Genomic DNA, 24,191 nt, shown 5'->3' with positions numbered 1-24,191 from the left:
CTGGTTTGCTCCTCACTTTGCCGGAGGACCGCAACGTGCTGCGGGTCGAGACGGCCGTCGTCGGAGGGTCGCCCAGATCCTCCTGGTGACGTTGGGCTGCTGCTGCCGCCCCGGTGGCGGAGCACGGACTTGGCCCGGGACATGGTCCGCGACGGTAAGTCGGTCTCCGACCAGGAAGCCCGGCGGATCAACGTCATCGATGTCGTGGCGCCGCCCCGCGACGCCCTGCTCACCGAACTGGACGGCCGCCGTGTCGTGGTCGGCCGGAGGACGCGGAGCGGGCTGCTGGCGAGCCCGGAACTGGCGTACCTCTTCCTGTCGATCGGCACGCTCGCGGTGATCTACGAGCTGGCCAACCCGGGCATGTGCTTCGCCGGTGTCATCGGAGTCATCCTGCTTGCCCTGGGATTCGTCGCGCTCAGTGTGCTGCCCTTCGACGTCGGCGGGCTGCTGCTCCTCGCCCTGGCCGCCGCCCTGTTCGTGGCGCCCTGGTGGTGGGCGGCGGATCGGTGCTCGCCGGCCGTCTGGCCTGGCGCGCGAGGAAGGCGCCGGCGACAACCGGCCACGAGGCTCTGCCGGGCCGCGAAGCAGACGTACGACGTGCCCGGGGCGGGACCGGTCAGGTGCTGCTCGAAGGGGCGCACCGGGCGGCGCGCGCACCGCGTAGCCCACGTTTCAAGTGCTCGAACAGGCGTGTGTCTCGGCGCAAGGCGTCTGCCACCGGTGGACCCCTTGGACGGGCGGTTCGGTGGGAGCCGACCGCACACTGAACTGATCGCAGCCTCGCACCGCCGCTCTGCCCGAAGCAGGCACAGCGGTGCCGAGAGGCCTGGTCCCTTGCCACGCAGGGCACTCGACGCTGTCCGGACGCCCAGTGCTCCTGAAGGAGTTGGTGCTGTGCTGTTCCTGCTGGGCGCCCACGCGGTGGTCGCGGCGGCGATCCCCTGGTGGGAGCGGCGGCTCGGCCGCGCCGTGTGGGTGGTCGCGGCCCTGGTGCCGTTGGCGGCGGTGTCCTGGGCGGGTACGCGGGCGGCGCGGATCCTGGACGGTGGCGACTACCGGGAGTCCCTGTCGTGGGCGCCGTCGCTCGGGCTGACCGTCGATCTGCGACTGGACGCGCTGTCCCTGCTGATGCTGTGGATCGTCGCCGGTGTCGGAGCCGTGGTGCTGCTGTACTGCCGGTACTACGTCGAGCGGGACGCCGGCCGTGAGGCAGCCCTGCTGCTGGCCTTCGCGGGGGCGATGGCGGGACTCGTCCTGGCCGACAACCTCTTCGTGCTCTACGTCTTCTGGGAACTGACCACGGTCGCCTCCTTCCTGCTCATCGCGGGGCGAGGGGAGTCGGCGGAGCACCGGCGTGCCGCTCGGCAGGCGCTGCTGGTGACCGCGGCCGGCGGGCTGGTCATGCTCCTCGGTTTCGTCGTGCTGGGACAGGCGGCCGGGACCTACCGCGTCTCGGCGATCCTGGCCGACCCGCCGGACGGCGGGGCCGTATCGGCCGCGGTGGTGCTGGTCCTGGTCGGCGCTTTCGCCAAGTCGGCGCAGATGCCGCTGCACGGCTGGCTGCCGGCGGCGATGGTGGCGCCCACACCGGTGAGCGCGTATCTGCACGCGGCCGCGATGGTCAAGGCGGGGGTCTACCTGGTGGCCCGCTTGGCACCCGCGCTGGCGGAGGCGGGCCCGTGGAGGCCGATGGTGCTCGGCGTGGGGCTGACCACGATGGTGCTGGCCGCCTGGCGGGTGCTGCGCGCGACGGACCTGAAACTGCTCCTGGCCTACGGCACGATCAGCGAACTGGGTCTGCTGACCGCACTGCTGGGAGCCGGAACGCGGACCGCGGCGCTGGCCGGCGTCGTGATGCTGCTGGCGCACGCGGCATTCAAGGCGGCGCTGTTCCTGTCCGTCGGGATCCTGGACCACCAGACGGGTACGCGGGACATTCGCGAGCTTTCCGGGCTGGGACGCCGCCTGCCCGTGCTGTTCGGCGTGACCGCGGTGGCCGCGGCCTCGATGGCCGGACTGCCGCCGCTCGTCGGCTACCTGGGCAAGGAAGCCTCCTTCGAGGCGTTCCTGCACGGCACGCAGCTCCCGAGCCACGCCCTGCTGACCGCCGTGCTCCTGCTCGGCTCCGCCCTGACCGTGGCGTATGCCGCACGCTTCCTTCGGGGCGCCTTCGGCGGGAGTCCGGGTCGGGTGGCCGACGGAGCGGAGCGGCCCGAGCCGGGGTTCGTCGCGCCGGTCGCCGTCCTGTCCGGGGCGGGGCTGGTGCTCGGCGTGTGGTACACGGGCATCGCGGCCGTCGCCGCGGCCTACGCCGACGGCTATCCGCCGGTGGCGCGGAGTCCGTACGAACTCTCCCTCTGGCATGGCTTCACGCCCGTGCTCGGACTGTCGGCGCTGAGTCTGCTCCTCGGCGGACTGCTCCATGCCGGGCGGCGCCGTGCACCGTCCGTGCCGGGACTGCCGGATGTGCAGGGCGCGTTCGACCGTACGGTTGCGGCCGTGGACCGGCTGGCCGTGGCGGTGACGCGGCGTACGCAGGTCGGCTCGCTGCCGGTCTACCTGACGGTGGCGCTGGTGACGGTGACCGTGGTGCCCGGCGCGGTGCTGGCCGGGGCGACGCCCTCGCTGGGGTCGCCGTCGCTGTGGCGGTCCCCGATCGAGTTGCCCTTGGCGGTGGTGGTGCTGTCGGCGGCCGCGGCGGTGGTGGCAGCCCGGCACCGGCTGACCGGCATTCTGCTGGCGGGGGCGGTCGGTTACGGCGTGGCGGGGGTGTTCATGGTGCGGGGGGCGCCGGATCTGGCGCTCACGCAGTTCCTGGTGGAGACCATGACGCTCGTCGTGGTGGTGCTGGTGCTGCGCCGGATGCCGGTCCGGTTCGGCCCCGGCCGGACGACCGCCCGCGCGCGTCTGCTGCGGGCGGGTGCCGCCGGTGCGATCGGTTTGCTCGTCACGTGCTTCGCCCTGGCCGCATCCTCCGCGAGGACTGCCCCGGCCGTCTCCGCAGGGTACGTGCGCCGGACGGCGGAGGCGGGCGCCACCAACGTCGTCAACGCGATCCTCGTCGACTTCCGCGCCCTGGACACGCTGGGCGAGATCTCGGTGCTGGTGGTCGCGGCGGTCGGGGTCGTCAGCCTGGTCCGGGTCAACGGGCGGGACGACGCGGTGGCCCGCGGTGGCGTCCGGCGGCGCGGGACATTCCCTGCGGCGCACTGGGACGAGCCGCGGGAGACCTGGCTGCCGGGCGCGGGCGAGCGTCCGGGCGGCGAGCGCTCCGTCCTGCTTGAGGTGGTCACCCGGCTGCTGTTCCCGTCGGTGCTGGTGCTGTCGCTGTTCCTGGTGTTCTCCGGGCACTACCGGCCCGGCGGGGGATTCGCCGGGGGACTCGTGGCGGGTCAGGCGTTCGTCCTGAGGTATCTGGTGGGCGGACGGGCCGATCTCGGGTTGGCCGCTCCGGTGCCCCCGGGCGTGGTCGCGGGTGGAGGTCTGATGCTGACGGCTGTCGTGGGCATGCTTCCGCCGGCTCTGGGAGGCGCGCCGCTGGAGAGTGCGCTGGTGACGTTCCACCTGCCAGGGGTGGGCACGGTGAAGTTCGCGACGAGCCTGTTCTTCGACATCGGCGTCTATCTGCTCGTCGTCGGTATCACCTTGAAGCTGCTGTCAGCGGTGGGCGTCTCGCTCAGCGAGGAAACCCCCAAGTCCGCCGAGACCGCCGAGTCCGGCGAAGACGGGGAAGGGGCCCGGCGGTGAAGACGCTCGATGTGACGATGGCCGTCGTGGTCGGCGGCCTGTTCGCGTTCGGCTTCTACCTGATGCTGCAACGGTCCTTGATGCGGATCGTCCTCGGCTTCGTCCTCCTGGGCCATGGCACCAACCTGTTGCTGCTGGTCGCCGGGGGCGTGGCCGGGCGGCCGCCGGTCCTGGAGGGCAGGACGGCGGACCCCGAGACCGTCGCCGACCCGTTGCCCCAGGCCATGGCATTGACGGCGATCGTGATCACCTTCGGCCTCACCGCCTTCCTGGTGGCCCTGGCCCACCGCTCCTGGCGCCTGTCCGGGCACGACGAGGTACGCGACGACGTGGAGGACCGCCGTATCGGCACCGCCCGGGAACGCGCCGAGTCCGAAGCCGGCCCGAACCGCGATCAGCCGGACGCCGATCCGGGCCGGGAGGGTCGCCGATGACGGCGGCGTTGCTTGCCCTGCCCGTGCTGCTGCCGGTCCTTGGCCTCGGCGTGTCCCTGCTCGGCCTGCCCCGCGCGCTCGTGCGCGGGCTGAGCAGCATCGTGCTGGCCGTTGTCCTGGCCGACGGTGTGGCGCTGCTCGCGCTCGCCGATACGCGGGGACCGCTGGCACTTCACATCGGTGGCTGGCCGGCGCCGCTGGGAATCACGCTCGTCGCCGACCGGCTGTCGGCCCTGCTGCTGACCGTGTCGGTGCTGGTGGCGCTGGCCGTGCTGGTCTTCGCCATCGGCCAGGGCACGGCGGAGGAGCGCCGGCGTTCGGCGGAGGTCTTCCACCCCGCCTACCTGGTGCTCGTCACAGGCGTGAGTCTGGCGTTCCTCTCGGGAGACCTCTTCAACCTCTTCGTCGCCTTCGAGATGATGCTCGCCGCCTCGTACGTCCTGATCACTCTGGACGCCGACGGCGACCGCACCCGCGCGGGCATGACGTACATGATCACCAGCCTGACATCCTCGCTGCTCTTCCTCACCCTGGTCGCACTGGTCTACGCGGCCGCCGGCACGGTCACCCTGGCGCAACTCGGCCCACGGCTCGCGGAACTGCCGGACGGCATCCGATCCGCGCTCGCCTTGCTGCTCCTGGCGGTCCTGGGCATCAAGGCGGCGATCGTTCCGCTGCACTTCTGGCTTCCCGACAGCTATCCGACCGCCCCCGCGCCGATCACCGCCGTCTTCGCCGCGCTGCTGACCAAGGTCGGTGTGTACGCCCTGCTGCGCACCCAGACGCTGCTCTTCCCGCGGACCGGTGTCTGGACCGTGCTGGCGTGCGCCGCGATCGCCGCGATGATCGTGGGCATCCTCGGAGCCATCGCCCAGGACGACCTCAACCGGCTGCTGTCCTTCACTCTGGTCAGCCACATCGGTTTCATGCTGTTCGGGCTCGCGCTGTTCGACACCCTCGGACTGACCGGCACCATCCTCTACGTCATCCACCACATCGTCGTCCAGGCGGCCCTGTTCCTTGTCGCGGGCCTCGCCGTGCGCCGCACGGGGACGGCGGCGCTGCACCGTATGGCGCACGGGCCGCCGCCGGGCACGCTGGTCGCCGTACTCTTCGGGCTCCCGGCCCTCAGCTTGTCCGGGATGCCGCCGTTCTCCGGCTTCGTGGCCAAGCTGACGCTGCTGCGGGCCGGAGTCGCCCACGGCGGACCCACCGCGTACGCCCTCGCCGCAGCCGCCCTGCTCACCAGTCTGCTGACGCTCTACACCATGACCCGAGTGTGGACGTCGGCCTTCGCGGACCGGCCGTCGCGCCCGGCCGGTGGCGCGGCCGCGCTGCCGCAACGCCGGGCCGCCGAGACCACCGGTGGGGTCCGCGGGACCGGACTGATGCTGGCCGCCACGGCCGGCCTGACCGTGACCGGGCTTGCCATCGCCATGTGCGCGGGTCTGCTCGCCGGTGTCGGCGAACGAGCCGCGCAGGACCTGCTGGATCCGGGGCCGTACCGGTCCGTCGTCCTGGACGGGGAGGAACGTTGAATGGTCTGGAACGGGCCCGCCGTGGCGTGCGCCATCTGCCGATGATCGCCTGGCTATGGCTGCTGTGGATCCTGCTGTGGGGGTCCGTCGACCTGGAGGTCCTCCTTGGCGGTCTGGCCGTCGCTCTCGCCCTGGTCGCCGCCTTTCCTCTGCCCCCGGCGCTGCCGCGGGCCGTTCCACGGCCGCTCCGAATCGGGGCCCTGCTGGTGCATCTTCTGACCGACCTGGTCCGGTCCGGGGCCACCGCCGCCTGGCAGGCCCTGCGCCACGGCCCCCGGACGTCCGCCGCGATCGTCGAAGTCGAACTTCGGGTCGACAGCGACTTGCTGATCACGGCCGTGGCCGAACTCACGACCATGACCCCCGGCACGCTGGTGGCAGAGATCGACCGCCGTCGGCGGCTCCTCTACGTCCACACGCTTCCGGTCCACGACGAGCGCGACATCCACCACCGCAAGAGCGAGGTGCAGATGGTGGAACGCCGCGTCGCGCGGGCCATCGGTCACGGGGAGAGTTTCGAGGGATTCGACGGAATCGACGGACCATCAAGTCGTCGCAAAGGCGGTTGAGGACACGACTGCTTGAGGTCCCGACTGCTTGTGGTCCCGACTGAGAGGGAGGCATCCATGACAGTCCTGTACGACTCCGTACTGGCCGTGGTGGCGGCGGCCGGCCTGCTGACGCTGCTGCGTCTGGTGCGTGGTCCGGGCGCGCTCGACCGCATCATGGCGCTGGACGTTCTGGCGACGATGATCATTGCCGGGACCGCGGTGGGGATGGCGGCACGTGGGGACCCCACGCCTCTTCCCGTGCTCGTCGTTCTCGCACTGCTGGCCTTCATCGGGTCGGTGACCGCGGCGCACCTGGTCGAGAAACGAGAAGGCATGCGATGAACGCGCTGAACACGGCGCGCGACGCGGTCACCGCCGTTCTGCTCCCCGCCGGCGCGGCCTTCTGTCTGCTCGGGGCCTTGGGCCTGCTCCGTTTCCCCGACACCGGGAGCCGACTGCACGCGGCGGCCAAGGCCCAGACGCTCGGCCTGCTGCTCGTCCTGGTGGGAACGGCGGTGCAGATGCCCCTCCGTCATGCCCCCGTGCTGCTGCTCGTCGCCCTGTTCCAACTGCTCACCGCCCCCGTCACCAGCCAGATCATCGGCCGCGCCGCCTATCGTGCCCAGGCCCTCGACCACCGCCTCCTGCTCCGGGACGAACTCGCGGAGCGCCTGGAACGCGAGGGGACTCCGGCATACGGCCAGGAACGGGAGGCGGACGAAGAGGACGAGGGTCGCTGACGGTTTGCGGCCGCGCGTGAGGCGCACATGAACGGCAGGAACGAGATGATCACCGTCAAGCGGTACCTGGACGAGCACCTGCCCGGGCGGCATTCATGATCGGTCGTACGACCGCTGGGGGAGCGGGACTGGACGAGTGCCGTGTCGACGCGGTCGACGTCCTCGCTGGACCGGCTCACCGAGCAGCTCGCCGGACGGGTGGCCCACGACATCTCCCGTGTGAAGCTCAAGACCTCCCGTGAGCCCGAGCGGGATCCGCAGCGGCTGACCGCCGTACGCAAGGCGGTGGGCGACAAGCCGGAGATCTTCACCGACGCCAACGGCGCACTCACCCGCAAGGATGCCCTGTACTGGGCGCGCAGGTTCCGTGCGGAGTGGGACGTGCGGTGGCTGGAGGAGCCCGGACTGTGACCCGCTGCGGCGGCATCACCGGCCTCCTGGAGGTGGCCGGTCTGTCGGCGACCCGTGACCTCGACCTGTCCGCCCACTGCGCGCCGGCGATCTCCGCCCACGCCTTCTGCGCCGTGCGCCGCCTGCGGCCGATGCCGAACCCTTCCGCGTGTACGGAGCGCGACCCGCCTGACATCCCGGCCAAGCGCGCGGCGCGCCGGTGGCGCGTGTCGGGGCCCCGGCCTCGGGTAGTCGGTCGGAAAGTCCGGCCGAAGAGGTGAGAGCAGTGATCGCGTTGGGACTCTTGCTGGCGCTGGCCACTGGCGGATTCGCGGCCATAGCGGTCGCGGAGAACTTCCGGGGTGGCTCCGAGTACGCGGTGGAGGTCTTCGGCAATCAGATCGCGACGCTGAGTCCGCCCGGGCTGTTCCTTTCCGGCGCGGCGCTGGCGCTGATCTTCTGCCTGGGTCTGGCGATGATCGCCGCCGGGCTGAAACACCGACGGCGCGTGCGCAAGGCCCTCGCTTCCGCGCCGGTGACGGGGGAGCCGGGGGCGGAGCGTCCGCTGCCGCCGCAGCCGGTCCACCGGCGTCGCCGGCACATCTTCGGTCACTGACGGATCCCTCAGGGGTCGGCGGGGGAGGTGGGTGCCGTGCGGGCGACGTTCTCACTGGGGCGTGTGGGCGTGCACTGGAGCGTCATGGTCTGAAGAGCGCCGACGCGGTCCCGGAGAAGGAAGGCGGCCGACTGGTCGGCATTGTCACCTCCTCGGACATCAGCATCTATCGACGGCAGACGCGCCGCCTGAGTGCCAGCACCCCGAGTGCCGCAGCCGCACCGCTCGCCGCCGCCAGCGGCAGCAGGGCCCGGAAGCCAGGGGGTGAGGGGCGTTCGGCTTCGGCGGCCGATCCCCTGAGGGCGGCGGCCAGGACCTCGGCCAGATGCAGGGGACGCCTCCCGATACCGGCCTGCTCGACCTGGGTACGGCAGCTGAATCCGTCCGCCACGACCAGCGTCGCGTCCCCGGCGTTCCGTACGGCGGGAAGCAGGCCGGCTTCGGCACAGGCCATCGACACCTCGTAGTGCCCCTTCTCGAAACCGAAGTTGCCGGCCAGCCCGCAGCAGCCCTCGTCCAGGACGTCGGCGTCGACTCCTGCCCGATCCAGCAGCTTCCGGTCGGCGTCGAAGCCCATGACGGCGTACTGGTGACAGTGACGCTGCACCAGCGCAGGCGCGTCGACAGCCGGCGGATCCCAGTCCTCGGCGCGGTCCACCAGCAGTTCGGCCAGCGTGCGGGTCTGTGCGCGCAGCCGTTCGACGTCCGGGTCCTTCGGCAGGAGTTCAGGTGCGTCCGAGCGGAAGACGGCGGTGCAGCTGGGCTCCAGACCCACCACGGGAGTGCCCCGGCGCAGGTCCTCGCGCAGGACATCGATCGTGTGCTGAAGAACGCGCTTCGCGACGCCGAGTTGCCCGGTGGAGATCCAGGTCACTCCGCAGCACACCGCCGCCTGAGGCACCTTGACCCGGAAGCCCGCCGCTTCCAGCACCTCGACAGCGGCCCTGCCGATCGCGGGGTGGAAATGGTCGGTGAAGGTGTCCGGCCACACCACGACCTCGCCCCGCTGCCCGTCACCCCGCGGTCCACCCCGCTCGCGCCACCAGTCGGTGAAGCGCTGCTCGGCGAAGACCGGAATGTCCCGTTCGGGGGCGATGCCGCCGAGTGGCTTGGCCACCCTGGCCATCCAGGGCAGGGCGGCCAGCCCGTTGACCGTACGAGGAGCGAGGGCGACGACGCGGGCCACGGCGGGCAGCCAGCCCATCGAGTAGTGCGCGAGCGGACGCAGCCGGCGCGCGTAGTGATGGTGCAGGAACTCCGCCTTGTAGGTGGCCATGTCGACGTTGACCGGGCAGTCCGTCTTGCAGCCCTTGCAGGCCAGGCAGAGATCGAGGGCGTCACTCACCTCACGGGAGTGCCAGTCGGACGGGACGGGGGAGTCGTTGCGGACCATCTCGAACAGCAGACGTGCGCGGCCGCGCGTGGAGTGCTCCTCCTCCCGGGTGGCGCGGTAACTGGGGCACATCACCCCGCCCTGGAGCGACCGGCACTTGCCGACACCGACGCACCGGGCCGCGACACGACTGAACTTGCCGTCGTCGTGGGGATAGGAGAAGGCGGTGTCCGGCTCCCAGGGAAGGTAGTCGGGGCCCAGACGCAGGTTCTGGTCGAGACGGTACGGCCTCACGACCTTGCCCGGGTTCATCCGGTCGTCCGGGTCGAAGAGCCCTTTCAGCCGCTCGAAACCCTCGATCAGCTCGGGCCCGAACATCTTCACCAACAGCTCGCCCCTGGACTGCCCGTCCCCGTGCTCACCCGACAGCGACCCGCCGTACGCCACGACGAGGTGACCGAAGTGGCCGTATACCGAGGGGTGGCCGTAGTCGAACTCCTCGTACAGGCGCTTCAGGTCGCGCAGATAGTCACCGAGGCGGTCGACTGGGACGGCTGCGTCCTCCCAGCCCTCCCAGGTGTCCGGTTGCCCCGGGATGTGGGCGGTGGCGCCGAGACCCGACTCGCGCACCAGCCACAGCTGGTGCATGTGCTGCTCGTCCCCGTACCAGGTGTGATCGACATCGTCCGGTTTCGCGTCGATGAGCATTCGGGCCCGTTCCTCCACCTCCGCTTCGGTGTCCCCGGCGAACCGGACCAACAGGTAAGCCCGGCCGCCGGGCAGCATGGCCAGGGCCTCGGAATTGAGGTGCTTCTCCTGCTGGAAGTGCACCAACTGGTGGTCGACACCCTCCAGGGCAGCCGGCCGGTGCTCCAGCACGGCCGGCACGTGGTCGGCGGCAGCACAGATGTCCTGGTAGCCCAACACGACCAGCGAGGTGTGTGCGGGGACCGGTACCAGCTCCAGTTCCGCGCGCAGCACGGTGACGAGGGTGGACTCCGAGCCGGTCAGCAGGCCGGCCACGTCGAAGCCGTGCTCGGGCAGGAGCGAGTCCAGGTTGTAGCCGGACACCCGGCGGGGGATGTCGGGGAAGCGTTCGCGCACGAGATCGGCGTACCGGTCCCGCAGGGCCACCATCCCCGGTACAGCTGCGCCTGCCGCCCCTCGCCCGACATCAGACGCTCCAGTTCGCCGGTGTCGGTCCGGCCGACCCACATGCGGGTCCCGTCGTAGGTGAGCACCTGAAGGCGGTGGAGGTTGTCGACGACCTTGCCGTACGCCTGGGCCGTCGACCCGCACGAGTTGTTGCCGATCATCCCGCCGATCGTGCAGTTCGGATGGGTGGCGGGCCTCGGCCCGTACTGCAGGCCGTACTCGGCGAGCTGCCGGTTCAGATCGTCCAGCACGATGCCGGGCTCGACCACGCACCGGCGGTTCTCGGCGTCCACGGACAGCAGCCGGTTGCAGTACTTGCTCCAGTCGAGAACCACCGCGGTGTTGCAGCACTCCCCGGCCAGGCTGGTGCCACCCCCGCGGGACAGCAGGGGCACGTCGTGCTTCCGGCACACGGCCACGGCCTCCTCGGCGGCCTCCACGGTCCGTGGAATCACCACCCCGATGGGGACCTGCCGGTAATTCGAACCGTCCGTCGAATACGCCGCCCGGGTGCCCGCATCGAACCGGACCTCACCGTCGACCCGGGCCCGCAAGTCTTGCTCCAGAGACTCGGTATCGACCTCCGCCGCGGATGGGCGGACCACGGGCAGAGGCAGATCGACCGGGTTCATGCAAAGCCTTCCCACTCACAGATGCCGGACTGGGAACCCACCAGGACAAAGCGGCGCTTGCCCCACACGTGTATCCCCGGCGCGCCCGCGACAAACGATGACCGGGCATCGGAAGGTGTCCCCACGCCGGGCTCCCCAACGGTGAACAGACCGTTTCACACCTCCTGACGCTCCGTCAGGAAGGTCGGCATTGCACAGGTCAACGCACCCTTCCTCGCGGCTTCAACGGCAGCTCCGGCAGTTCCGGTGCGCGGAGCGGCTCCCCGTCGTAGCCCTGCACCTGGCCGAAACGGTCCCCCTTCATCCAGTCCTCGCGCGCCCGCACGATCTCTTCCTGGGACCGGCCGACGAAGTTCCACCACATGATCAGCTCCTCCGCGAACGGCTCGCCGCCGAGCAGCATCACACCGGCGTCCGACTCGGCCCGCAGCGGCAGTTCGCCGCGACCGCAGCCGAGGTAGAGCATCGAACCCGGCAGTACGGGCACGCCGTCGACGTGCACCTCGCCGGACATCGACAGCACCCCGTACTCGAAGTCGGGCACCAGCGGCAGCCGGACGTCCGCGCCGCGCGCGAGGGCGAGATCGGCGCCCACGATGGGGGTGTACGTCGTCCCCGGCGACGTCGCGCCGTCGAGGTCACCGAGCAGCACGGTCGCGGTCAGACCGGGCGCCGTGACCGTCGGCAGCTCGGCGTGGTGCTCGAACCTCGGCTCGGTGTGGCGGTGGGCGTCCGGCAGCGCGACCCACAGCTGCGCGCCGTGCAGGAACCGGGCGTGCGACTTGGGACTTTCCTCCGAGTGGCTGATCGCGCGGCCCGACGTCATCAGCCCGAGCTCCTTCGGCCTGATGGTCTGCAGGCTGCCGGTCGAGTCGCGGTGCAGCACCTCGCCCTCGTGCAGCCAGCTGACCGTCTGCAGCCCCATGTGCGGATGCGGCGGCACCTGCATGCCGGGCTCGTCGGCGATGTCGTCGGGGCCGTAGTGATCGACGAAGGCCCATGCGCCGATCATGCGCCGGCCGAGGTTCGGCAGCAGCCTGCGCACTTCGGTCGACTCGCCGAGCTTGACGTGTCGGGGACTCAGCAGCTCGCGGACAGGTTCGGCGACGACGAATCCGCGGCCGCCGCACACGCTCGGTACGGGCGCGCGGTCAAGGTTGCTCATGCGGCACAACCTAGCCGGGCGCGGACGGCGACGCAGCTGTCTCCTGCGTCGTCAACGCCGTTGACTTCGGGCATCTCGCCAGAGCCCTCGATCGACGACAAGCTCTAGGGTGGGGACATGGGCGGCGGTGTCGTGACGCTGTTCCTGTGCGGGGACGTGATGCTCGGGCGCGGCGTCGATCAGATCCTCGCGCATCCCGGCGATCCGGGGCTGCGCGAAGGGTACGTCACGGACGCGCGCGACTACGTGGCGCTGGCGGAGGCGGTCAGCGGGCCGATACCCGCTCCGGTCGAACCGGCGTGGCCGTGGGGCGAGGCGCTGCGGGTGCTCGACGAGGCCGCGCCGGATGCCCGGATCGTGAACCTGGAGACGGCGGTCACGAGCTGCGGCGCCTTCGCGCCCGGCAAGGAAGTGCACTACCGCATGCACCCGGCCAACCTGCCCGCCCTGACCGTCGCCCGCCCCGACGTCTGTGTCCTGGCCAACAACCACGTCCTGGACTTCGGCCGCCCCGGCCTGACGGAGACCCTGGCCGCGCTCGGCGGCGCGGGCCTGCGGACGGCCGGCGCGGGACACGACGCCGCCGAGGCGTACGCGCCCGCCGTGGTCACCCTGCCGGCGGGCGGCCGCGTACTGGTGTTCGCCCTCGGTACGCGGTCCAGCGGCATCCCCTCCGACTGGGCGGCGACCGAGGACGGGCAGTCCGGCATCGCGTACGTCCCCGGGCTCTCGCCCGGCACCGCCGAAGCCGCCGTCCAGCGCGTACGACGGGTCAAGCGGGCCGGTGACCTCGCGGTCGTCTCCGTGCACTGGGGCTCGAACTGGGGCTACCTCGTCTCCCGCGACCAGGTCCGCTTCGCCCACGCCCTGGTGGACGGCGGCGTCGACCTCGTCCACGGCCACTCCTCGCACCACCCTCGCCCGCTGGAGGTCTACCGGGACCGGCTGATCCTCTACGGCTGCGGCGACTTCGTCGACGACTACGAGGGCATCCCCGGCTACGAGGAGTACCGTGACGACCTCCGCCTCGCCTACCTCACGACACTGCAGGCGGACACCGGGCAGCTGACCGGCCTGCGCATGGTGCCGTTGCAGGCTCGGCGGATGCGGCTGGAGCCCGCGCAGGAACGGGACCGTATGTGGCTGTGCACCACACTCGACCGGATCAGTGCAGGCGTACACCTGGATCTGGAACCCGACGGGACGTTCGCGCTGCGCCATGCCGCAGAGAGCGGCCGATGAACCGCCGACTGCGGCTGACCCTGCTCGGGGTCGGCGCGATGAACTCGCCACGGTTCGCCCCCGCGGGCCTGCTGCTGAGCTGCGCCGGGCACCGCGTCGCCTTCGACGGCGGCCCCGGCGCCGAACCGCCGCCCGGCCGCCTCGACGGCTGGCTGGTCACCGACGAGCACGCGGAACTCCGTTCGGCACTGCGCCGCAGCGCGACGGCGCGGGGCGTGCGGCCGCGCGCCGGTGACCTGGAGCTGGACGTCGCGGAGGCGGCCGTATGCGTGCGGTGCCGCCCCGTGGCACACACCTCGCACCCCGCCTACGGCTACCGCATCGAGGCGGGCGGAGTGGTGGCGGTGTGGGCGCCGGAGTTCTGGGAGTTCCCGGGCTGGGCGGCGGGGGCGGATCTGATGTTCGCCGAGGCCGCCGCCTGGGACCGGCCGATACGGTTCCGCGGGGGCGTCGGCGGCCATCTGCCGGTGCTCGCCGTGGCCGACCAGGCCGAGCGGCAGGGAGTACGGCGGCTGGTGTACGCCCATATCGGCCGGCCGACCCTGCGGGCGATCGACGCCGGGGCGCGGCCGCCGGCCGGCGAGTGGGGCGTGGAGGGCCGCACGTACACGCTCCCGTTCACGTGAGTTCTGGCCCCACTGCGGTTACTCGGGTGACATGGCTGGCATCGACATCAGAAGTAGCGCATTCAACGACCACTCCTTCATCGCGCGCCACTACGCATACGAAGGGGACAACGAGTCGCCCCCGCTGGCGTGGAGCGGCGTACCGGACGACACCACCGAGCTGGTGCTGCTGTGCGAGGACCCCGACGCGCCGTCGGGCACGTTCGTGCACTGGATCGTGGTCGGTATCGATCCCCGGAGCGAGGGTGTCGCGGCGGGGCAGGTCCCGTCCGGCGGCACCGAACTCGTCAACGGTTACCGCGAGCGGGGCTGGGGCGGCCCGCATCCCCCGCCGGGAGACGAGGCCCACCGCTATTTCTTCCGGCTCTACGCCCTGTCGGAACCGTGCGCGCTCCCCGACGCGCCGAACGCCGCGCAGGTGCACGAGGCGGTCGAGAAGCGGGAACTCGCCGACGGCACGCTGGTGGGCCTGTACCAGCGGTGACACCGGGGCCCGCCCGATCCCCGGGCGGGCTCTTGCGGGCCGGTGGTCACAGGCGGCTGTGCTCGGTGGAGGTGCCTACGGCGTTCAGTGTGGCGTCCTCGCCCCGGTCGCCCAACAGGCGCTGGGGAACGGCCGGTTCCGGCAGCGTGCGGAACAGCAGCCAGCTCAGGGCGGGCATCACGATGAGGGGCATCAGGGCCGTGCGCAGCGAAGTGGCGTCCGCGATGGTGCCGATGACGGGGCTCGTGAGGCCACCGACGCTGACCGTCAGGCCCAGCGTGATCCCGCCGGCGGTGCCGACGCGCGTGGGCAGATAGTCCTGGGCGAGCGTGACCTGGAGCGAGAAGGGGACGTACAGGCCGATCGAGGTCAGCGCCACGAACAGGTAGATCGCCGGGCCGGGCACGAACACCACACCGGCGACGGCGGCGACCGTCACGAGGTACGACATGCTCACCACCGTGACCCGGTCCCAGCGGTGGGCGAGATTGCTGCCGACGACCGTGCCGACGGCGCCGCCGAGGTAGAGCACGAAGAGCGCGGCCGTCCCGGCCGCCGTAGTGCCGTCCGTCTGCTCCCGGGCGTGGAAGGCGATGAAGGTGCTCAGCCCGACGAAGGCGATCGACCGGCACACCACCGCCAGCGACAGTCGCACGAACGAGACCCAGTCGTCCCGCCCCTCCGCGGCCCCCTGGCCGCCCTCGGCGCGCGGCGCCTTCTCCAGCGCCCGCAGCACCGGCAGGGTGAGCACGCTGCCGACCAGCGCGGGCAGGATCAGCAGCGGGGACCACCGCAGCCCGCCGCTGGCGATCACGACGGTGACCAGGAGCGGAGCCAGCGCAAAGCCGACGTTGCCGCCCAGCGAGAACCACCCCATGGAACGGTGACTGCCCTTGCTCGCGACCCGTGCGACCCGTGCCGATTCCGGGTGGTACGCGGCGACCCCGATGCCGGACAGTGCCACGAACAGCAGCGTGAGCGCGTACGAGCCGCCGATGCCGCTCAGCGCCACGCCGAGCCCGCCGAACACCGTGCTCACCGGCAGCAGCCAGGGGATGGGGTGCCGGTCGGTGAGCGCGCCGAAGAAGGGCTGCGCCACGGATGACAGCAGGCTCGCGGCGAGCACGATTCCCGAGGCCGCGGCGTAGGTGTACGCAAGCTCGGCGACGAAAAACGGGACCAGGGCCGCCACGGCGCCCTGGTAGACGTCCACACAGGCATGTCCGACCGACAGCAGGACGATCGACTTGTTCCTTGGCATGGCGCCATGGTCGTCCGTGGCCGCACTGTCGCACTTCCGATAATCTGCCAATCGATGAGGGAAATCCGCCACCAGCCGGTGGCGCCGACCAGCACCCGATGGCTGGCCCCCGGCGCCGGCATCGACGCCCACCGGCACGACGACCACCAGATCGTCTACGCGGGCCGGGGCGTGCTCGCCGTCACCACCGACGCCGGATCGTGGATCGCCCCGGCCACCCGGGCCATCTGGGTGCCGGCCGGTACCGTGCACTCCCACCAGGCGTACGGCGAACTCGAACTGCACCTGGTCGGCCTCCCCGTGGACACCAACCCCCGCGGCCTCGACAAGCCCACCGTGCTGACCGTCAGCCCGCTGCTGCGCGAGCTGATCCTCGCCTGCACCCGCGACCCGGCGGACGACAGCCCCGAACACCGGCGCCTGCGTGCCGTCCTGTGCGACCAGCTGCGGGCCTCACCCCAGCAGTCGCTGCACGTGCCCACGCCGACCGCGCCGCAACTCAAGGCGCTGTGCGACATCCTGCTCGCCGACCCCGCCGACAACCGCACGCTCGCGGCCCTGGGCAGACAGGTCGGCGCCAGCGACCGCACACTGTCCCGCCTGTTCAAGGCCGACCTCGGCATGACGTTCCCGCAGTGGCGCACCCAACTGCGCCTCGCCCACGCCCTGGTGCTGCTCGCCGAGGACACGCCGGTGACCGTGGTGGCCCACCGCTGCGGCTGGTCCTCGGCGAGCGCGTTCATCGACGTCTTCCGCCGCGCCTTCGGCCACACGCCTGGACGCGCCGCAGGCCGTTCCATCGGCTTCGGGCGCTGACTTAGACTGTGAGTCCAGTACGTGGATAGTGAGTCCAGGAGGCGTGGGATGGCCGAGCAGGACGTGGAGGCGCAACGGGACGCGATCATCGCGGCGCTCAGGCCGGTCGTCGACGGCATCGCGGCGACCTTCGGGCCGGTGTGCGAGGTGGTGCTGCACGACTACCGGCGGCCGGAGAAGTCGGTGGTCGCCGTCGCCGGTTCGGTGACCGGGCGGGCGGTGGGCGGCGCGATGAGCGAGATCGGCATGCGCGTGCTCGCCCGCGGTGACGAGGCCGACGACGAGCTGAACTACCTCACCCGGACCCGGAACGGGCAGCTGGTCAAGTCGTCCACGATGGTGCTGCGCGACTCCACGGGCGCCGTGTTCGGTGCCCTGTGCGTCAACGTGGACGCCGGTGCCGTCCAGCAGGCCCACGCCCTGCTCGGCGCGCTCGCCGGGGCCGGCGACGCGGGCCAGGCGCCCGTCACCACGTTCGGCAACGACATCGACTCGGTCGTCGACGCCATCCTCGACGCCCACCAGGTGCGGCAGCACCAGAGCTGGGCCGGCCTCGACCGCGCCGAGCGCCTCGAACTCTTCCGCAGCCTCGACGGCCACGGCGTCTTCGCGGTGCGCCGCGCCGTCGAGCAGGTCGCCGCCCGCCTCGGCATCTCCCGCGCGTCGGCCTACAGCTACCTCGCCCAGGCCCGCGCCACGACCGACCCCGCTTCCGAAGGAGCCCGCCCGTGACGACCACCACCCCGCCCGTCACCCTCGACGATGTCCGGGACGCCGCCGCGCGGATCAAGGGCGTCGCCCATCGCACGCCCGTCCTGCGCTCACGCACCCTCGACGCCCTGGTCGGGGCCGAGGTCCTCCTCAAGTGCGAGAACTTCCAGCGCGCCGGCGCCTTCAAGTTCCGTGGCGCCTACAACACCGCCTCCCGGCTCACGCCCGAGCAGCTGGCCCGGGGCGTCGCCGCCTACTCCTCCGGCAACCACGCCCAGGCCGTCGCCCTCGCCGCCCGCGAACTGGGCACCACCGCGGTGATCGTCATGCCCGAGGACGCCCCGGCCTCGAAGCGGGACGCCACCGCGGGATACGGCGCCGAGATCGTCACGTACGACCGCTACACCGGCGACCGGGCCGCCATCGCCGAGGCCCTGGCCGCGGAGCGCGGACTCACCGTCATCCCGCCGTACGAGCACCCGCATGTGATCGCCGGGCAGGGCACCGCGGCACTCGAACTCCTCGAAGAGGTGGGGGAGTTGGGCGCCCTGATCACGCCGGTGGGCGGCGGCGGACTGGTGGCCGGAAGCGCGACGGTCGCCAAGGGGCTGTACCCCGGCATCCGGGTCATCGGCGTCGAGCCGGAGGCCGGCGACGACACCAAGCGGTCGCTGGAGGCGGGCCGGCGCATCAGCATCCCGGTGCCGCACACCATCGCCGACGGACAGGCGCTGCCCACACCCGGCGAACTGACCTTCTCCATGAACCGTCGACTCCTCGACGGCATCGCGCTGGTCGGTGACGACGAGATCCGGGCCGCGATGCGTTTCGCCTTCGAACGGCTGAAGATCGTCATCGAACCCAGCGGCGCCACCCCGCTGGCCGCGCTGCTCTCCGGCCGCGTGGAGCGCCTCCCACGCCGCGTCGGCGTGATCATCTCCGGCGGCAACATCGACGCCGACCGCTTCGCCCGGCTGTGCGCGGGCGGCGACTGAGGGAGGGGCTGGCGGGCCGGGGCCGGAAGGGCGGACGATGAAAAGGAGGGCTCGGCCTTCGCCGGTGCCGCTCACGAACTTCCGGAGCGGGCGACGGAGACCGACACCCCGGCCGGAAAGGAGGAGCGGTCATGCTCGAGGTGAAGACGCTCGACAAGCCGGACGAGCGGCGTGACTTCCCGCGCGGCCACCTGGAAGCCGTCCACCTCTCGGGGCTCGACTTCGCCGTGGCCACCTTCGAGCCGGGCTGGCGCTGGTCGGAGTCCGTCGCCCCGATCGCGGGCACCGACTCCTGCCAGATCCACCACAACGGCTATGTCGTCCAGGGCCGGATGCGCATCCGGATGGACGACGGCGCCGAGCAGGAGGTCGGCCCCGGCGACGTCTTCGTCTGCCCGCCCGGACACGACGCCTGGGTGGTGGGTGACGAGCAGGTCGTCGCATACGACTTCGCGGGCGCCATGGCCAGGGAGTACGCGAAGGAGGAGTAGGCGCAGGGCGAGGGGCGCACGGACGACTCCGTGCGCCCGCCGCGCGGACCCGAGCAGACGCCGGCGGACGAAGGGGGCCGGCATGCGGCGCTTGAAGAAGAGCCCCATCGGGCCGACGAGGCTGCCGCCCTCGTAGAAGCCTCCGCCGGACAGGACGAGCGTTCCGTCCGGGGTGAGGGCGCGCCGGAACTCGCCCAGGGAACGGTTGCCCACCAGGTCAAGCACGCCCCTTGACCGCACTGCCGACCGCTTCCACGACCCCGGCGAAGTCCCGGGTATGGCCGCCCTCGGCCTGCCGCCCGCAGCTCGCCGTCTGAGCCGTATCGCGGCTCGGCCCCGAGTCGCAGCCTGATCAGACCGGCAGCAGGCGGGCGATCAGCGCGCCGAGCTGACGCGCGGTGCGGCACTCGTGCATCTCGACCAGCTCGGCGTAGGCGGGCGCGGCGGAGTCGCCGGTGCCCCACTGGGGGCGCGGCTCGGGGTTCAGCCAGTAGACGCGGCGGGCCCGTCCGGCGATCTGCCGTACGGCCGCCAGGTTCGGGTCGCTCAGGTTCGTCCGGGCGTCACCGAGGACGAACACCGTGGTGCGCGGGCCGACCGCGTCGCCGTACCGCTCGGCGAACTCGCCCAGCGCGACGCCGTAGTCGCTGCTGCCGTGCCAGCCGGTGAGCGTCGCCTCGGAGCGGATGCGCGCGCCCAGTCCCTCCGAGTCGGCGACGCCGTGCTCCAGTAGGCCGGTGACCTCGTCGATCCGGTTGACGAACGCGAACACGCGCAGCTTGCTGAACTGGTCGTGCAGCGCCTGCACCAGCAGCATCGTGAAGTCCGAGAAGCCGGACACCGAGCCCGACACATCGCACAGCAGCACCAGTTCTGGCCGGACAGGCCGCCGTCGGCGCAGCACGGGCCGCATCGGCACGCCGCCCGTCGACAGCGACCCGCGCAGGGTGCGCCGCAGGTCGATGCTGCCCCGGGCGGCCCGGCGCCGCCGGGCGGCCAGTCGGGTCGCCAGTTTGCGAGCGATCGGCTGAACCGTCCTGCGCAGCTCGGCGAGCCGGTCCTTTCCGGCGTACAGGAAGTCGACCCGGTCGGCGGTCGGCGCCACCGCGCGCCGCGCTATCTCGTCCCGACCCCGCCGCTCGGCCACCCGGCGCCGTGCCTCCGCCGCCACCAACGCGCGGAAGACCTCGATACGCCGCCGGATCTCGTCGTCCAGCAGCCGGTCCGCGAACCCCGATTCCCCCGACTGCGCCCGCACCTCGGCGCGGACCCGGGCGAGCAGCGTCTGCGGGCGGATCCGATCCAGCGTCTGGTACGACGACCAGCCGTCCGACGCGGGTGAACTCCCGTATCCGCCGAAGCCGTCGACGGCCTCGATCGCCAACCGGCCCATCCAGGCGCTGTCGTTGGCGGTGAGCGCCGCCGCGAGCCGGTCGCGCAGGTCGTCCCGGTCCGCCGCCTCGCCCTCCGGCCCGCCCACACCGTGCGGGAAATACAGGTCGAAGACCGGGTCGAACACCTGCCGTTGGCCGGTGGTGTGCAGCAGCGTCGCGGCGAGTCCCTCGCGCAGCAGCTCGCGGTCGGCGAGTCCCAGCGCCTCCACCGCCCGCGCCGCGTCCACGGTCTCACCGGTGCCGACACGGACGCCGTGCGCGCGCAGCGCGGCCACGAAGTCCGTCAGCCGGGAGGCCACATCGGCGGTCACACCTGCATCGGCGGTCATACGGCGTCCAGGTCCAGCTTGGCCGCGGCCTTCAGGACGTCGTCCTGGTGCTTGAGCAGCACGCCCAGCGTGTCGCGGACGATGTCCTCGTCCAGGGTGTCGGCACCGAGCGCGAGCAGGGTGCGGGCCCAGTCGATGGTCTCCGCGACCGACGGCACCTTCCGCAGATCCATCGCGCGCAGCGCGCCGACCACCCGCACCACCGACTCGGCCAGCGCCGCGTCGATGCCGGGCACTTTCATCCGGACGATCCGCCGCTCCAACTCCTCCTCCGGGAAGCCGATGTGCAGGAACAGGCAGCGGCGGCGCAACGCCTCGGACAGTTCGCGGGTCGCGTTCGAGGTGAGCACCACGAAGGGGCGGCGTGTCGCGGTGACCGTGCCCAGCTCCGGGACGGTGACCTGGAAGTCGCTGAGCACCTCCAGCAGCAGGCCCTCCACCTCGACGTCGGCCTTGTCGGTCTCGTCGATCAGCAGCACCTTGGGGTCGTCACCGCGGATGGCCGTCAGGAGCGGGCGGGCGAGCAGGAACTCCTCGCTGAAGATGTCGGTGCGCGTGGCGTCCCACGTCTCGTCGCGGCCCGCGCTGATGCGAAGGAGCTGCTTGGCGTGGTTCCACTCGTACAGCGCCCGGGACTCGTCGACGCCCTCGTAGCACTGGAGCCGTACCAGCCGGGCCTGTGCGACCTGGGCGACGGCCTTGGCGAGTTCCGTCTTGCCGACGCCCGCGGGGCCCTCCACGAGGAGCGGCTTGCCTAGGCGGTCGGCGAGGAAGACGGTCGTGGCGACCGCGGGCGACGCCAGGTAGCCGGTCTCGGCGAGGCGTGCGGAGACATCGTCGACGGAAGTGAACAACCGGGCCTCCGGCGGTGGCGGCGTAACGGGATCAGCTCCTATCTAAGCGCTTGTTCAGCGCTTGTGTCACCATGTTCGAGGCGCAGCTCGCGGCCGGACCTGAGCTCAAGGACCCCGATCACCCGGCGAGCGTGGTCGCCCGCGTGTGGAGGCGCTGGACGACGGGCTGGCGACGGCGACCGTGAGCGCGCTGCTCGACGCGGCGGATGTGAAGTAGCCACCGGCGGACCGCAGGGGGCGCAGAACCCCGGACGGGTCACCAGAACAAGCCGACCCGGTGGACCGCCCGATGCAATGGACGCGTGACCGCGCCCCCGGACGACTGCCTCGCGCGCAACGAATGGATCTGCGGCGACTATCTGAGCACCCGCCGCGAGATCCTCCTCGACGCCGTGGTCCAGCACCTCCAGCTGACGTCCGTCTCGGTACTGATCGGCCTCGCCCTCGCCCTGCCGCTCGCGGTGCTGGCCCGCCGCTGGGGCTGGGCGGCCGGTCCCGTCCTCGCCGTGACGACGATCCTCTACACGATCCCGTCCCTGGCGATGTTCTCGCTGCTGCTGCCGCTGTACGGGCTGTCGGCGACGCTCGTGATCGCCGGGCTCGTGCTGTACTCACTGACCCTGCTGGTGCGCAACATCCTCGCGGGTCTGCGCGCCGTCCCCGAGGAGACCCGGCAGGCCGCCCGCGGCATGGGCTACGGCCCCATCCGCATCCTCCTCGCCGTCGAACTGCCGCTCGCCCTGCCGGCCGCGATGGCCGGGCTGCGCATCGCCATGGTCTCCGCGGTGTCGCTGGTGACGGTCGGCGCGATCGTCGGCTTCGGCGGACTGGGCAATCTGATCTACTCGGGCATGAACACGTACTTCAAGGCCCAGGTGCTGACGGCGTCGGTGCTGTGCGTGGTCATCGCGGTCGCGGCCGATCTGCTTCTGCTGGGCGTCCAGCGGCTGATCACGCCCTGGACGAGGGCCCGCACATGAACACGCTCACCGAAACCTGGGACTGGCTCACTGACCCCGCGCACTGGTCGGGCGCCGACGGCATCTGGCAGCGGCTGCTGCAACACCTCGTCCTCACGGTTGTCTGCCTGATCGTCAGCTGCCTGATCGCCCTGCCCGTCGCGGTGATCCTCGGCCACCTCGGCAAGGGCGGGGTGCTGGCGGTCAACATCTCGAACGTCGGCCGCGCGGTCCCCACCTTCGCGGTGCTGGTCCTCCTGCTGCTCACCCCCATCGGGGGCTGGGGCGAGGGCCCCACGGTCGTCGCCCTGGTCCTGTTCGCCGTGCCGCCCCTCCTCACGAATGCGTACGTCGGCATGCGCGAGGTCGACCGCAGCACCGTGCAGGCGGCGCGGGGGATGGGGATGACGGGACGCCAGGTCATGTTTCACGTGGAACTGCCCCTTTCCTCCCCGATGATCCTGAACGGTATGCGGATCGCCGCCGTCCAGCTCGTCGCGACCGCCACCATCGCCGCCCTGGCGGGCGGGGGAGGCCTGGGCCGGATCATCACAGCGGGTTTCAACCTCGCCAGTACGCCGCAGGTGGTGGCCGGGGCGGTGCTCGTCGCCGTGTTCGCGCTGATCGTCGAGGGCCTCTTTGAGGTGGCCGAAGGCCTGGCACCGGCGTGGGTCAGGGGCACGCCATGAGAGGCCGTACGCCGTTGGCGGCCGCCTTCCTGCTCCTGGCGACCGCCTGCGCCACCGGCCCCTCCCTGGAGAACCAGGGCAAGGTCACCGCGCCGCCCGGCGACAGCCGCCAACTGACCGTCGGCTCGGCGGGGTTCACCGAGAGCGACTTGCTCGCCCAGATGTATGCCCTGCTCCTGAACCAGGCGGGCTACGAGACGTCCCTCATCACCGTCGCCAACCGCGAACTCTACGAACCGGCCCTGGAGTCCGGCCAGATCGACGTCGTCCCGGAGTACGCGGCCACCTTCGCCGACTGGCTCAACGCCAAGACCAACGGCCCCGACGCCCCGCCGGTCGGCTCCCCGAACCTCGACGCCACCATGAAGGCACTGCGCCGACTGGCCACGCCTCGCGGCCTCACCGTCCTGAACCCCGGCCGGGCGGTGGACCAGAACGCCTTCGCGGTGAGCGCGTCGTACGCACGTCGGCACCACCTCAAGACCCTCAGCGACCTCGGCAGGTCCGGCCTGAAAGTACGGCTGGCGGCGGGCGACGAATGCGTGCAACGCCCGTACTGCGCCCCGGGCCTGCGCAAGACCTACGGCATCGACATCACCGCCGTCGACCCGAAGGGCGTCGGCACCACCCAGGCCAAACGGGCGGTGCAGAGCGGCCAGGACCAGATGGTCCTCACCACCACGACCGACGCCACCCTCGACGAGTTCGGCCTGGTCCTGCTCGCCGACGACAAACACCTCCAGAACGCCGACTACGTCGTCCCGGTCGTCAACCGCGCCCGCGCAGGCGCCCCCGGCGTCACCAAGGCCCTGAACAAGCTCAACGCCGTCCTCACCACGACCGACCTCGCCACCATGAACCAGCAGGTGGACAGCTGGCGCCGCCTGACGACGGACGTGGCCCGGACGTACCTGGAGGACAAAGGCCTGCTGAAGTGATGCTCCGCGCCCGCAACTCGGCACAGGGCATCCGCCGCCGGGCCGCTCCGCGCCCGCCACGAGGCTCGGGGGCGCCCGGTGCTGGGGTCGGGCGTTCG

At 71.6% G+C, this 24,191-nt stretch carries 21 protein-coding genes and 2 pseudogenes; 18 read left to right on the top strand and 5 right to left on the bottom strand.

Annotation, left to right across the window (positions count from 1 at the left end; translation table 11 throughout):
- The first annotated feature begins 141 nt into the window (after window positions 1-141).
- The 8 genes and pseudogenes from SSP24_RS01660 (at window position 142) to SSP24_RS43330 (ending at window position 8,019) form a co-directional block, all read left to right on the top strand.
- Window positions 142-3,750, top strand: a complete 3,609-nt coding sequence (locus SSP24_RS01660) for a Na+/H+ antiporter subunit A (protein ID WP_244951786.1) — start codon at window positions 142-144, stop codon at window positions 3,748-3,750.
- Window positions 3,747-4,184, top strand: coding sequence for a Na(+)/H(+) antiporter subunit C (locus tag SSP24_RS01655; protein ID WP_174864564.1), 438 nt, complete (start codon window positions 3,747-3,749; stop codon window positions 4,182-4,184). The genes SSP24_RS01660 and SSP24_RS01655 overlap by 4 nt, the downstream gene beginning before the upstream one ends.
- Complete coding sequence (locus tag SSP24_RS01650) at window positions 4,181-5,722, top strand: Na+/H+ antiporter subunit D (protein WP_141306800.1); 1,542 nt, start codon at window positions 4,181-4,183, stop codon at window positions 5,720-5,722. The genes SSP24_RS01655 and SSP24_RS01650 overlap by 4 nt, the downstream gene beginning before the upstream one ends.
- A complete protein-coding gene (locus SSP24_RS01645) occupies window positions 5,719-6,291 on the top strand; it encodes a Na+/H+ antiporter subunit E (RefSeq protein ID WP_141306798.1) in 573 nt (190 codons plus the stop codon). Before SSP24_RS01650 ends, SSP24_RS01645 begins: the two co-directional genes overlap by 4 nt.
- A gap of 57 nt (window positions 6,292-6,348) precedes the next feature.
- The gene (locus SSP24_RS01640; protein ID WP_141306796.1) at window positions 6,349-6,615 is read left to right on the top strand and encodes an MrpF/PhaF family protein; all 267 of its coding nucleotides are present in this window, start codon (window positions 6,349-6,351) and stop codon (window positions 6,613-6,615) included.
- Window positions 6,612-7,013, top strand: a complete 402-nt coding sequence (mnhG, locus tag SSP24_RS01635) for a monovalent cation/H(+) antiporter subunit G (protein ID WP_141306794.1) — start codon at window positions 6,612-6,614, stop codon at window positions 7,011-7,013. Before SSP24_RS01640 ends, mnhG begins: the two co-directional genes overlap by 4 nt.
- Window positions 7,014-7,178: 165 nt before the next feature.
- Window positions 7,179-7,684: pseudogene (locus tag SSP24_RS01630) on the top strand (enolase C-terminal domain-like protein); the annotation flags it as partial.
- Window positions 7,685-7,689: 5 nt separating this feature from the next.
- Window positions 7,690-8,019, top strand: coding sequence for a hypothetical protein (locus SSP24_RS43330; RefSeq protein ID WP_174864563.1), 330 nt, complete (start codon window positions 7,690-7,692; stop codon window positions 8,017-8,019).
- Between the two features lie 166 nt (window positions 8,020-8,185).
- On the opposite strand, the pseudogene SSP24_RS01620 reads toward SSP24_RS43330, so the two are convergent.
- Window positions 8,186-11,139: pseudogene (locus SSP24_RS01620) on the bottom strand (FAD-binding and (Fe-S)-binding domain-containing protein).
- 199 nt (window positions 11,140-11,338) lie between these two features.
- Window positions 11,339-12,304 carry a pirin family protein gene (locus tag SSP24_RS01615; protein WP_141306792.1) on the bottom strand — a complete coding sequence of 322 codons (966 nt, stop codon included), beginning with the start codon at window positions 12,302-12,304 and terminating at the stop codon, window positions 11,339-11,341.
- Between the two features lie 117 nt (window positions 12,305-12,421).
- Here SSP24_RS01615 and SSP24_RS01610 point away from each other — a divergent pair, with 117 nt between their 5' ends.
- Genes SSP24_RS01610 through SSP24_RS01600 form a run of 3 tightly spaced genes read left to right on the top strand, consistent with a single transcriptional unit; the run spans window position 12,422 to window position 14,656 of the window.
- Window positions 12,422-13,546 (top strand): CapA family protein, encoded by a 1,125-nt coding sequence (locus SSP24_RS01610; protein WP_141306789.1) that lies wholly within the window; start codon window positions 12,422-12,424, stop codon window positions 13,544-13,546.
- Window positions 13,543-14,172 (top strand): MBL fold metallo-hydrolase, encoded by a 630-nt coding sequence (locus SSP24_RS01605; RefSeq protein ID WP_141306787.1) that lies wholly within the window; start codon window positions 13,543-13,545, stop codon window positions 14,170-14,172. Before SSP24_RS01610 ends, SSP24_RS01605 begins: the two co-directional genes overlap by 4 nt.
- A 31-nt stretch (window positions 14,173-14,203) precedes the next feature.
- A complete protein-coding gene (locus tag SSP24_RS01600) occupies window positions 14,204-14,656 on the top strand; it encodes a YbhB/YbcL family Raf kinase inhibitor-like protein (RefSeq protein ID WP_141306785.1) in 453 nt (150 codons plus the stop codon).
- Between the two features lie 46 nt (window positions 14,657-14,702).
- On the opposite strand, the gene SSP24_RS01595 is transcribed toward SSP24_RS01600, so the two are convergent.
- Entirely contained in the window at window positions 14,703-15,917 is a 1,215-nt protein-coding gene (locus SSP24_RS01595) for an MFS transporter (protein WP_141306783.1), read from the bottom strand.
- Between the two features lie 54 nt (window positions 15,918-15,971).
- Here SSP24_RS01595 and SSP24_RS01590 point away from each other — a divergent pair, with 54 nt between their 5' ends.
- From SSP24_RS01590 to SSP24_RS01575, 4 genes are all read left to right on the top strand, one after another.
- Window positions 15,972-16,733 carry an AraC family transcriptional regulator gene (locus SSP24_RS01590; protein WP_141306781.1) on the top strand — a complete coding sequence of 254 codons (762 nt, stop codon included), beginning with the start codon at window positions 15,972-15,974 and terminating at the stop codon, window positions 16,731-16,733.
- Window positions 16,734-16,781: 48 nt separating this feature from the next.
- A complete protein-coding gene (locus SSP24_RS01585) occupies window positions 16,782-17,465 on the top strand; it encodes a helix-turn-helix transcriptional regulator (protein ID WP_141306779.1) in 684 nt (227 codons plus the stop codon).
- Window positions 17,462-18,439, top strand: a complete 978-nt coding sequence (locus tag SSP24_RS01580; protein WP_141306777.1) for a pyridoxal-phosphate dependent enzyme — start codon at window positions 17,462-17,464, stop codon at window positions 18,437-18,439. The genes SSP24_RS01585 and SSP24_RS01580 overlap by 4 nt, the downstream gene beginning before the upstream one ends.
- A 131-nt stretch (window positions 18,440-18,570) precedes the next feature.
- Window positions 18,571-18,930, top strand: a complete 360-nt coding sequence (locus SSP24_RS01575) for a cupin domain-containing protein (RefSeq protein WP_141306775.1) — start codon at window positions 18,571-18,573, stop codon at window positions 18,928-18,930.
- 352 nt (window positions 18,931-19,282) lie between these two features.
- Here SSP24_RS01575 and SSP24_RS01565 read toward each other — a convergent pair whose 3' ends face one another.
- Entirely contained in the window at window positions 19,283-20,653 is a 1,371-nt protein-coding gene (locus SSP24_RS01565) for a VWA domain-containing protein (RefSeq protein WP_141306773.1), read from the bottom strand.
- Window positions 20,650-21,507 carry an AAA family ATPase gene (locus SSP24_RS01560; protein ID WP_141306771.1) on the bottom strand — a complete coding sequence of 286 codons (858 nt, stop codon included), beginning with the start codon at window positions 21,505-21,507 and terminating at the stop codon, window positions 20,650-20,652. Before SSP24_RS01560 ends, SSP24_RS01565 begins: the two co-directional genes overlap by 4 nt.
- A gap of 302 nt (window positions 21,508-21,809) precedes the next feature.
- On the opposite strand from SSP24_RS01560, the gene SSP24_RS01555 reads away from it, so the two are divergent.
- Genes SSP24_RS01555 through SSP24_RS01545 form a run of 3 tightly spaced genes read left to right on the top strand, consistent with a single transcriptional unit; the run spans window position 21,810 to window position 24,093 of the window.
- Window positions 21,810-22,487, top strand: coding sequence for an ABC transporter permease (locus tag SSP24_RS01555; protein WP_141306769.1), 678 nt, complete (start codon window positions 21,810-21,812; stop codon window positions 22,485-22,487).
- Window positions 22,484-23,155, top strand: a complete 672-nt coding sequence (locus tag SSP24_RS01550) for an ABC transporter permease (protein ID WP_141306767.1) — start codon at window positions 22,484-22,486, stop codon at window positions 23,153-23,155. Before SSP24_RS01555 ends, SSP24_RS01550 begins: the two co-directional genes overlap by 4 nt.
- Entirely contained in the window at window positions 23,152-24,093 is a 942-nt protein-coding gene (locus SSP24_RS01545; RefSeq protein ID WP_141306764.1) for an ABC transporter substrate-binding protein, read from the top strand. Before SSP24_RS01550 ends, SSP24_RS01545 begins: the two co-directional genes overlap by 4 nt.
- The last annotated feature ends 98 nt before the right edge of the window (window positions 24,094-24,191 follow it).

The organism is Streptomyces spinoverrucosus, from assembly GCF_006539505.1.
Lineage (GTDB): Bacteria > Actinomycetota > Actinomycetes > Streptomycetales > Streptomycetaceae > Streptomyces > Streptomyces spinoverrucosus.
Note: the sequence above shows the minus strand (reverse complement) of the source record. Positions and strands in the feature narration are given on the sequence as shown.

Coding starts and splice junctions, on each gene's coding strand:
- SSP24_RS01660 (WP_244951786.1), top strand. CDS start 142: ATGGTCCGCGACGGTAAGTCGGTCTCCGACCAGGAAGCCCGGCGGATC.
- SSP24_RS01650 (WP_141306800.1), top strand. CDS start 4,181: ATGACGGCGGCGTTGCTTGCCCTGCCCGTGCTGCTGCCGGTCCTTGGC.
- SSP24_RS01640 (WP_141306796.1), top strand. CDS start 6,349: ATGACAGTCCTGTACGACTCCGTACTGGCCGTGGTGGCGGCGGCCGGC.
- mnhG (WP_141306794.1), top strand. CDS start 6,612: ATGAACGCGCTGAACACGGCGCGCGACGCGGTCACCGCCGTTCTGCTC.
- SSP24_RS01615 (WP_141306792.1), bottom strand. CDS start 12,304: ATGAGCAACCTTGACCGCGCGCCCGTACCGAGCGTGTGCGGCGGCCGC.
- SSP24_RS01610 (WP_141306789.1), top strand. CDS start 12,422: ATGGGCGGCGGTGTCGTGACGCTGTTCCTGTGCGGGGACGTGATGCTC.
- SSP24_RS01605 (WP_141306787.1), top strand. CDS start 13,543: ATGAACCGCCGACTGCGGCTGACCCTGCTCGGGGTCGGCGCGATGAAC.
- SSP24_RS01600 (WP_141306785.1), top strand. CDS start 14,204: ATGGCTGGCATCGACATCAGAAGTAGCGCATTCAACGACCACTCCTTC.
- SSP24_RS01595 (WP_141306783.1), bottom strand. CDS start 15,917: ATGCCAAGGAACAAGTCGATCGTCCTGCTGTCGGTCGGACATGCCTGT.
- SSP24_RS01590 (WP_141306781.1), top strand. CDS start 15,972: ATGAGGGAAATCCGCCACCAGCCGGTGGCGCCGACCAGCACCCGATGG.
- SSP24_RS01585 (WP_141306779.1), top strand. CDS start 16,782: ATGGCCGAGCAGGACGTGGAGGCGCAACGGGACGCGATCATCGCGGCG.
- SSP24_RS01575 (WP_141306775.1), top strand. CDS start 18,571: ATGCTCGAGGTGAAGACGCTCGACAAGCCGGACGAGCGGCGTGACTTC.
- SSP24_RS01565 (WP_141306773.1), bottom strand. CDS start 20,653: ATGACCGCCGATGCAGGTGTGACCGCCGATGTGGCCTCCCGGCTGACG.
- SSP24_RS01550 (WP_141306767.1), top strand. CDS start 22,484: ATGAACACGCTCACCGAAACCTGGGACTGGCTCACTGACCCCGCGCAC.
- SSP24_RS01545 (WP_141306764.1), top strand. CDS start 23,152: ATGAGAGGCCGTACGCCGTTGGCGGCCGCCTTCCTGCTCCTGGCGACC.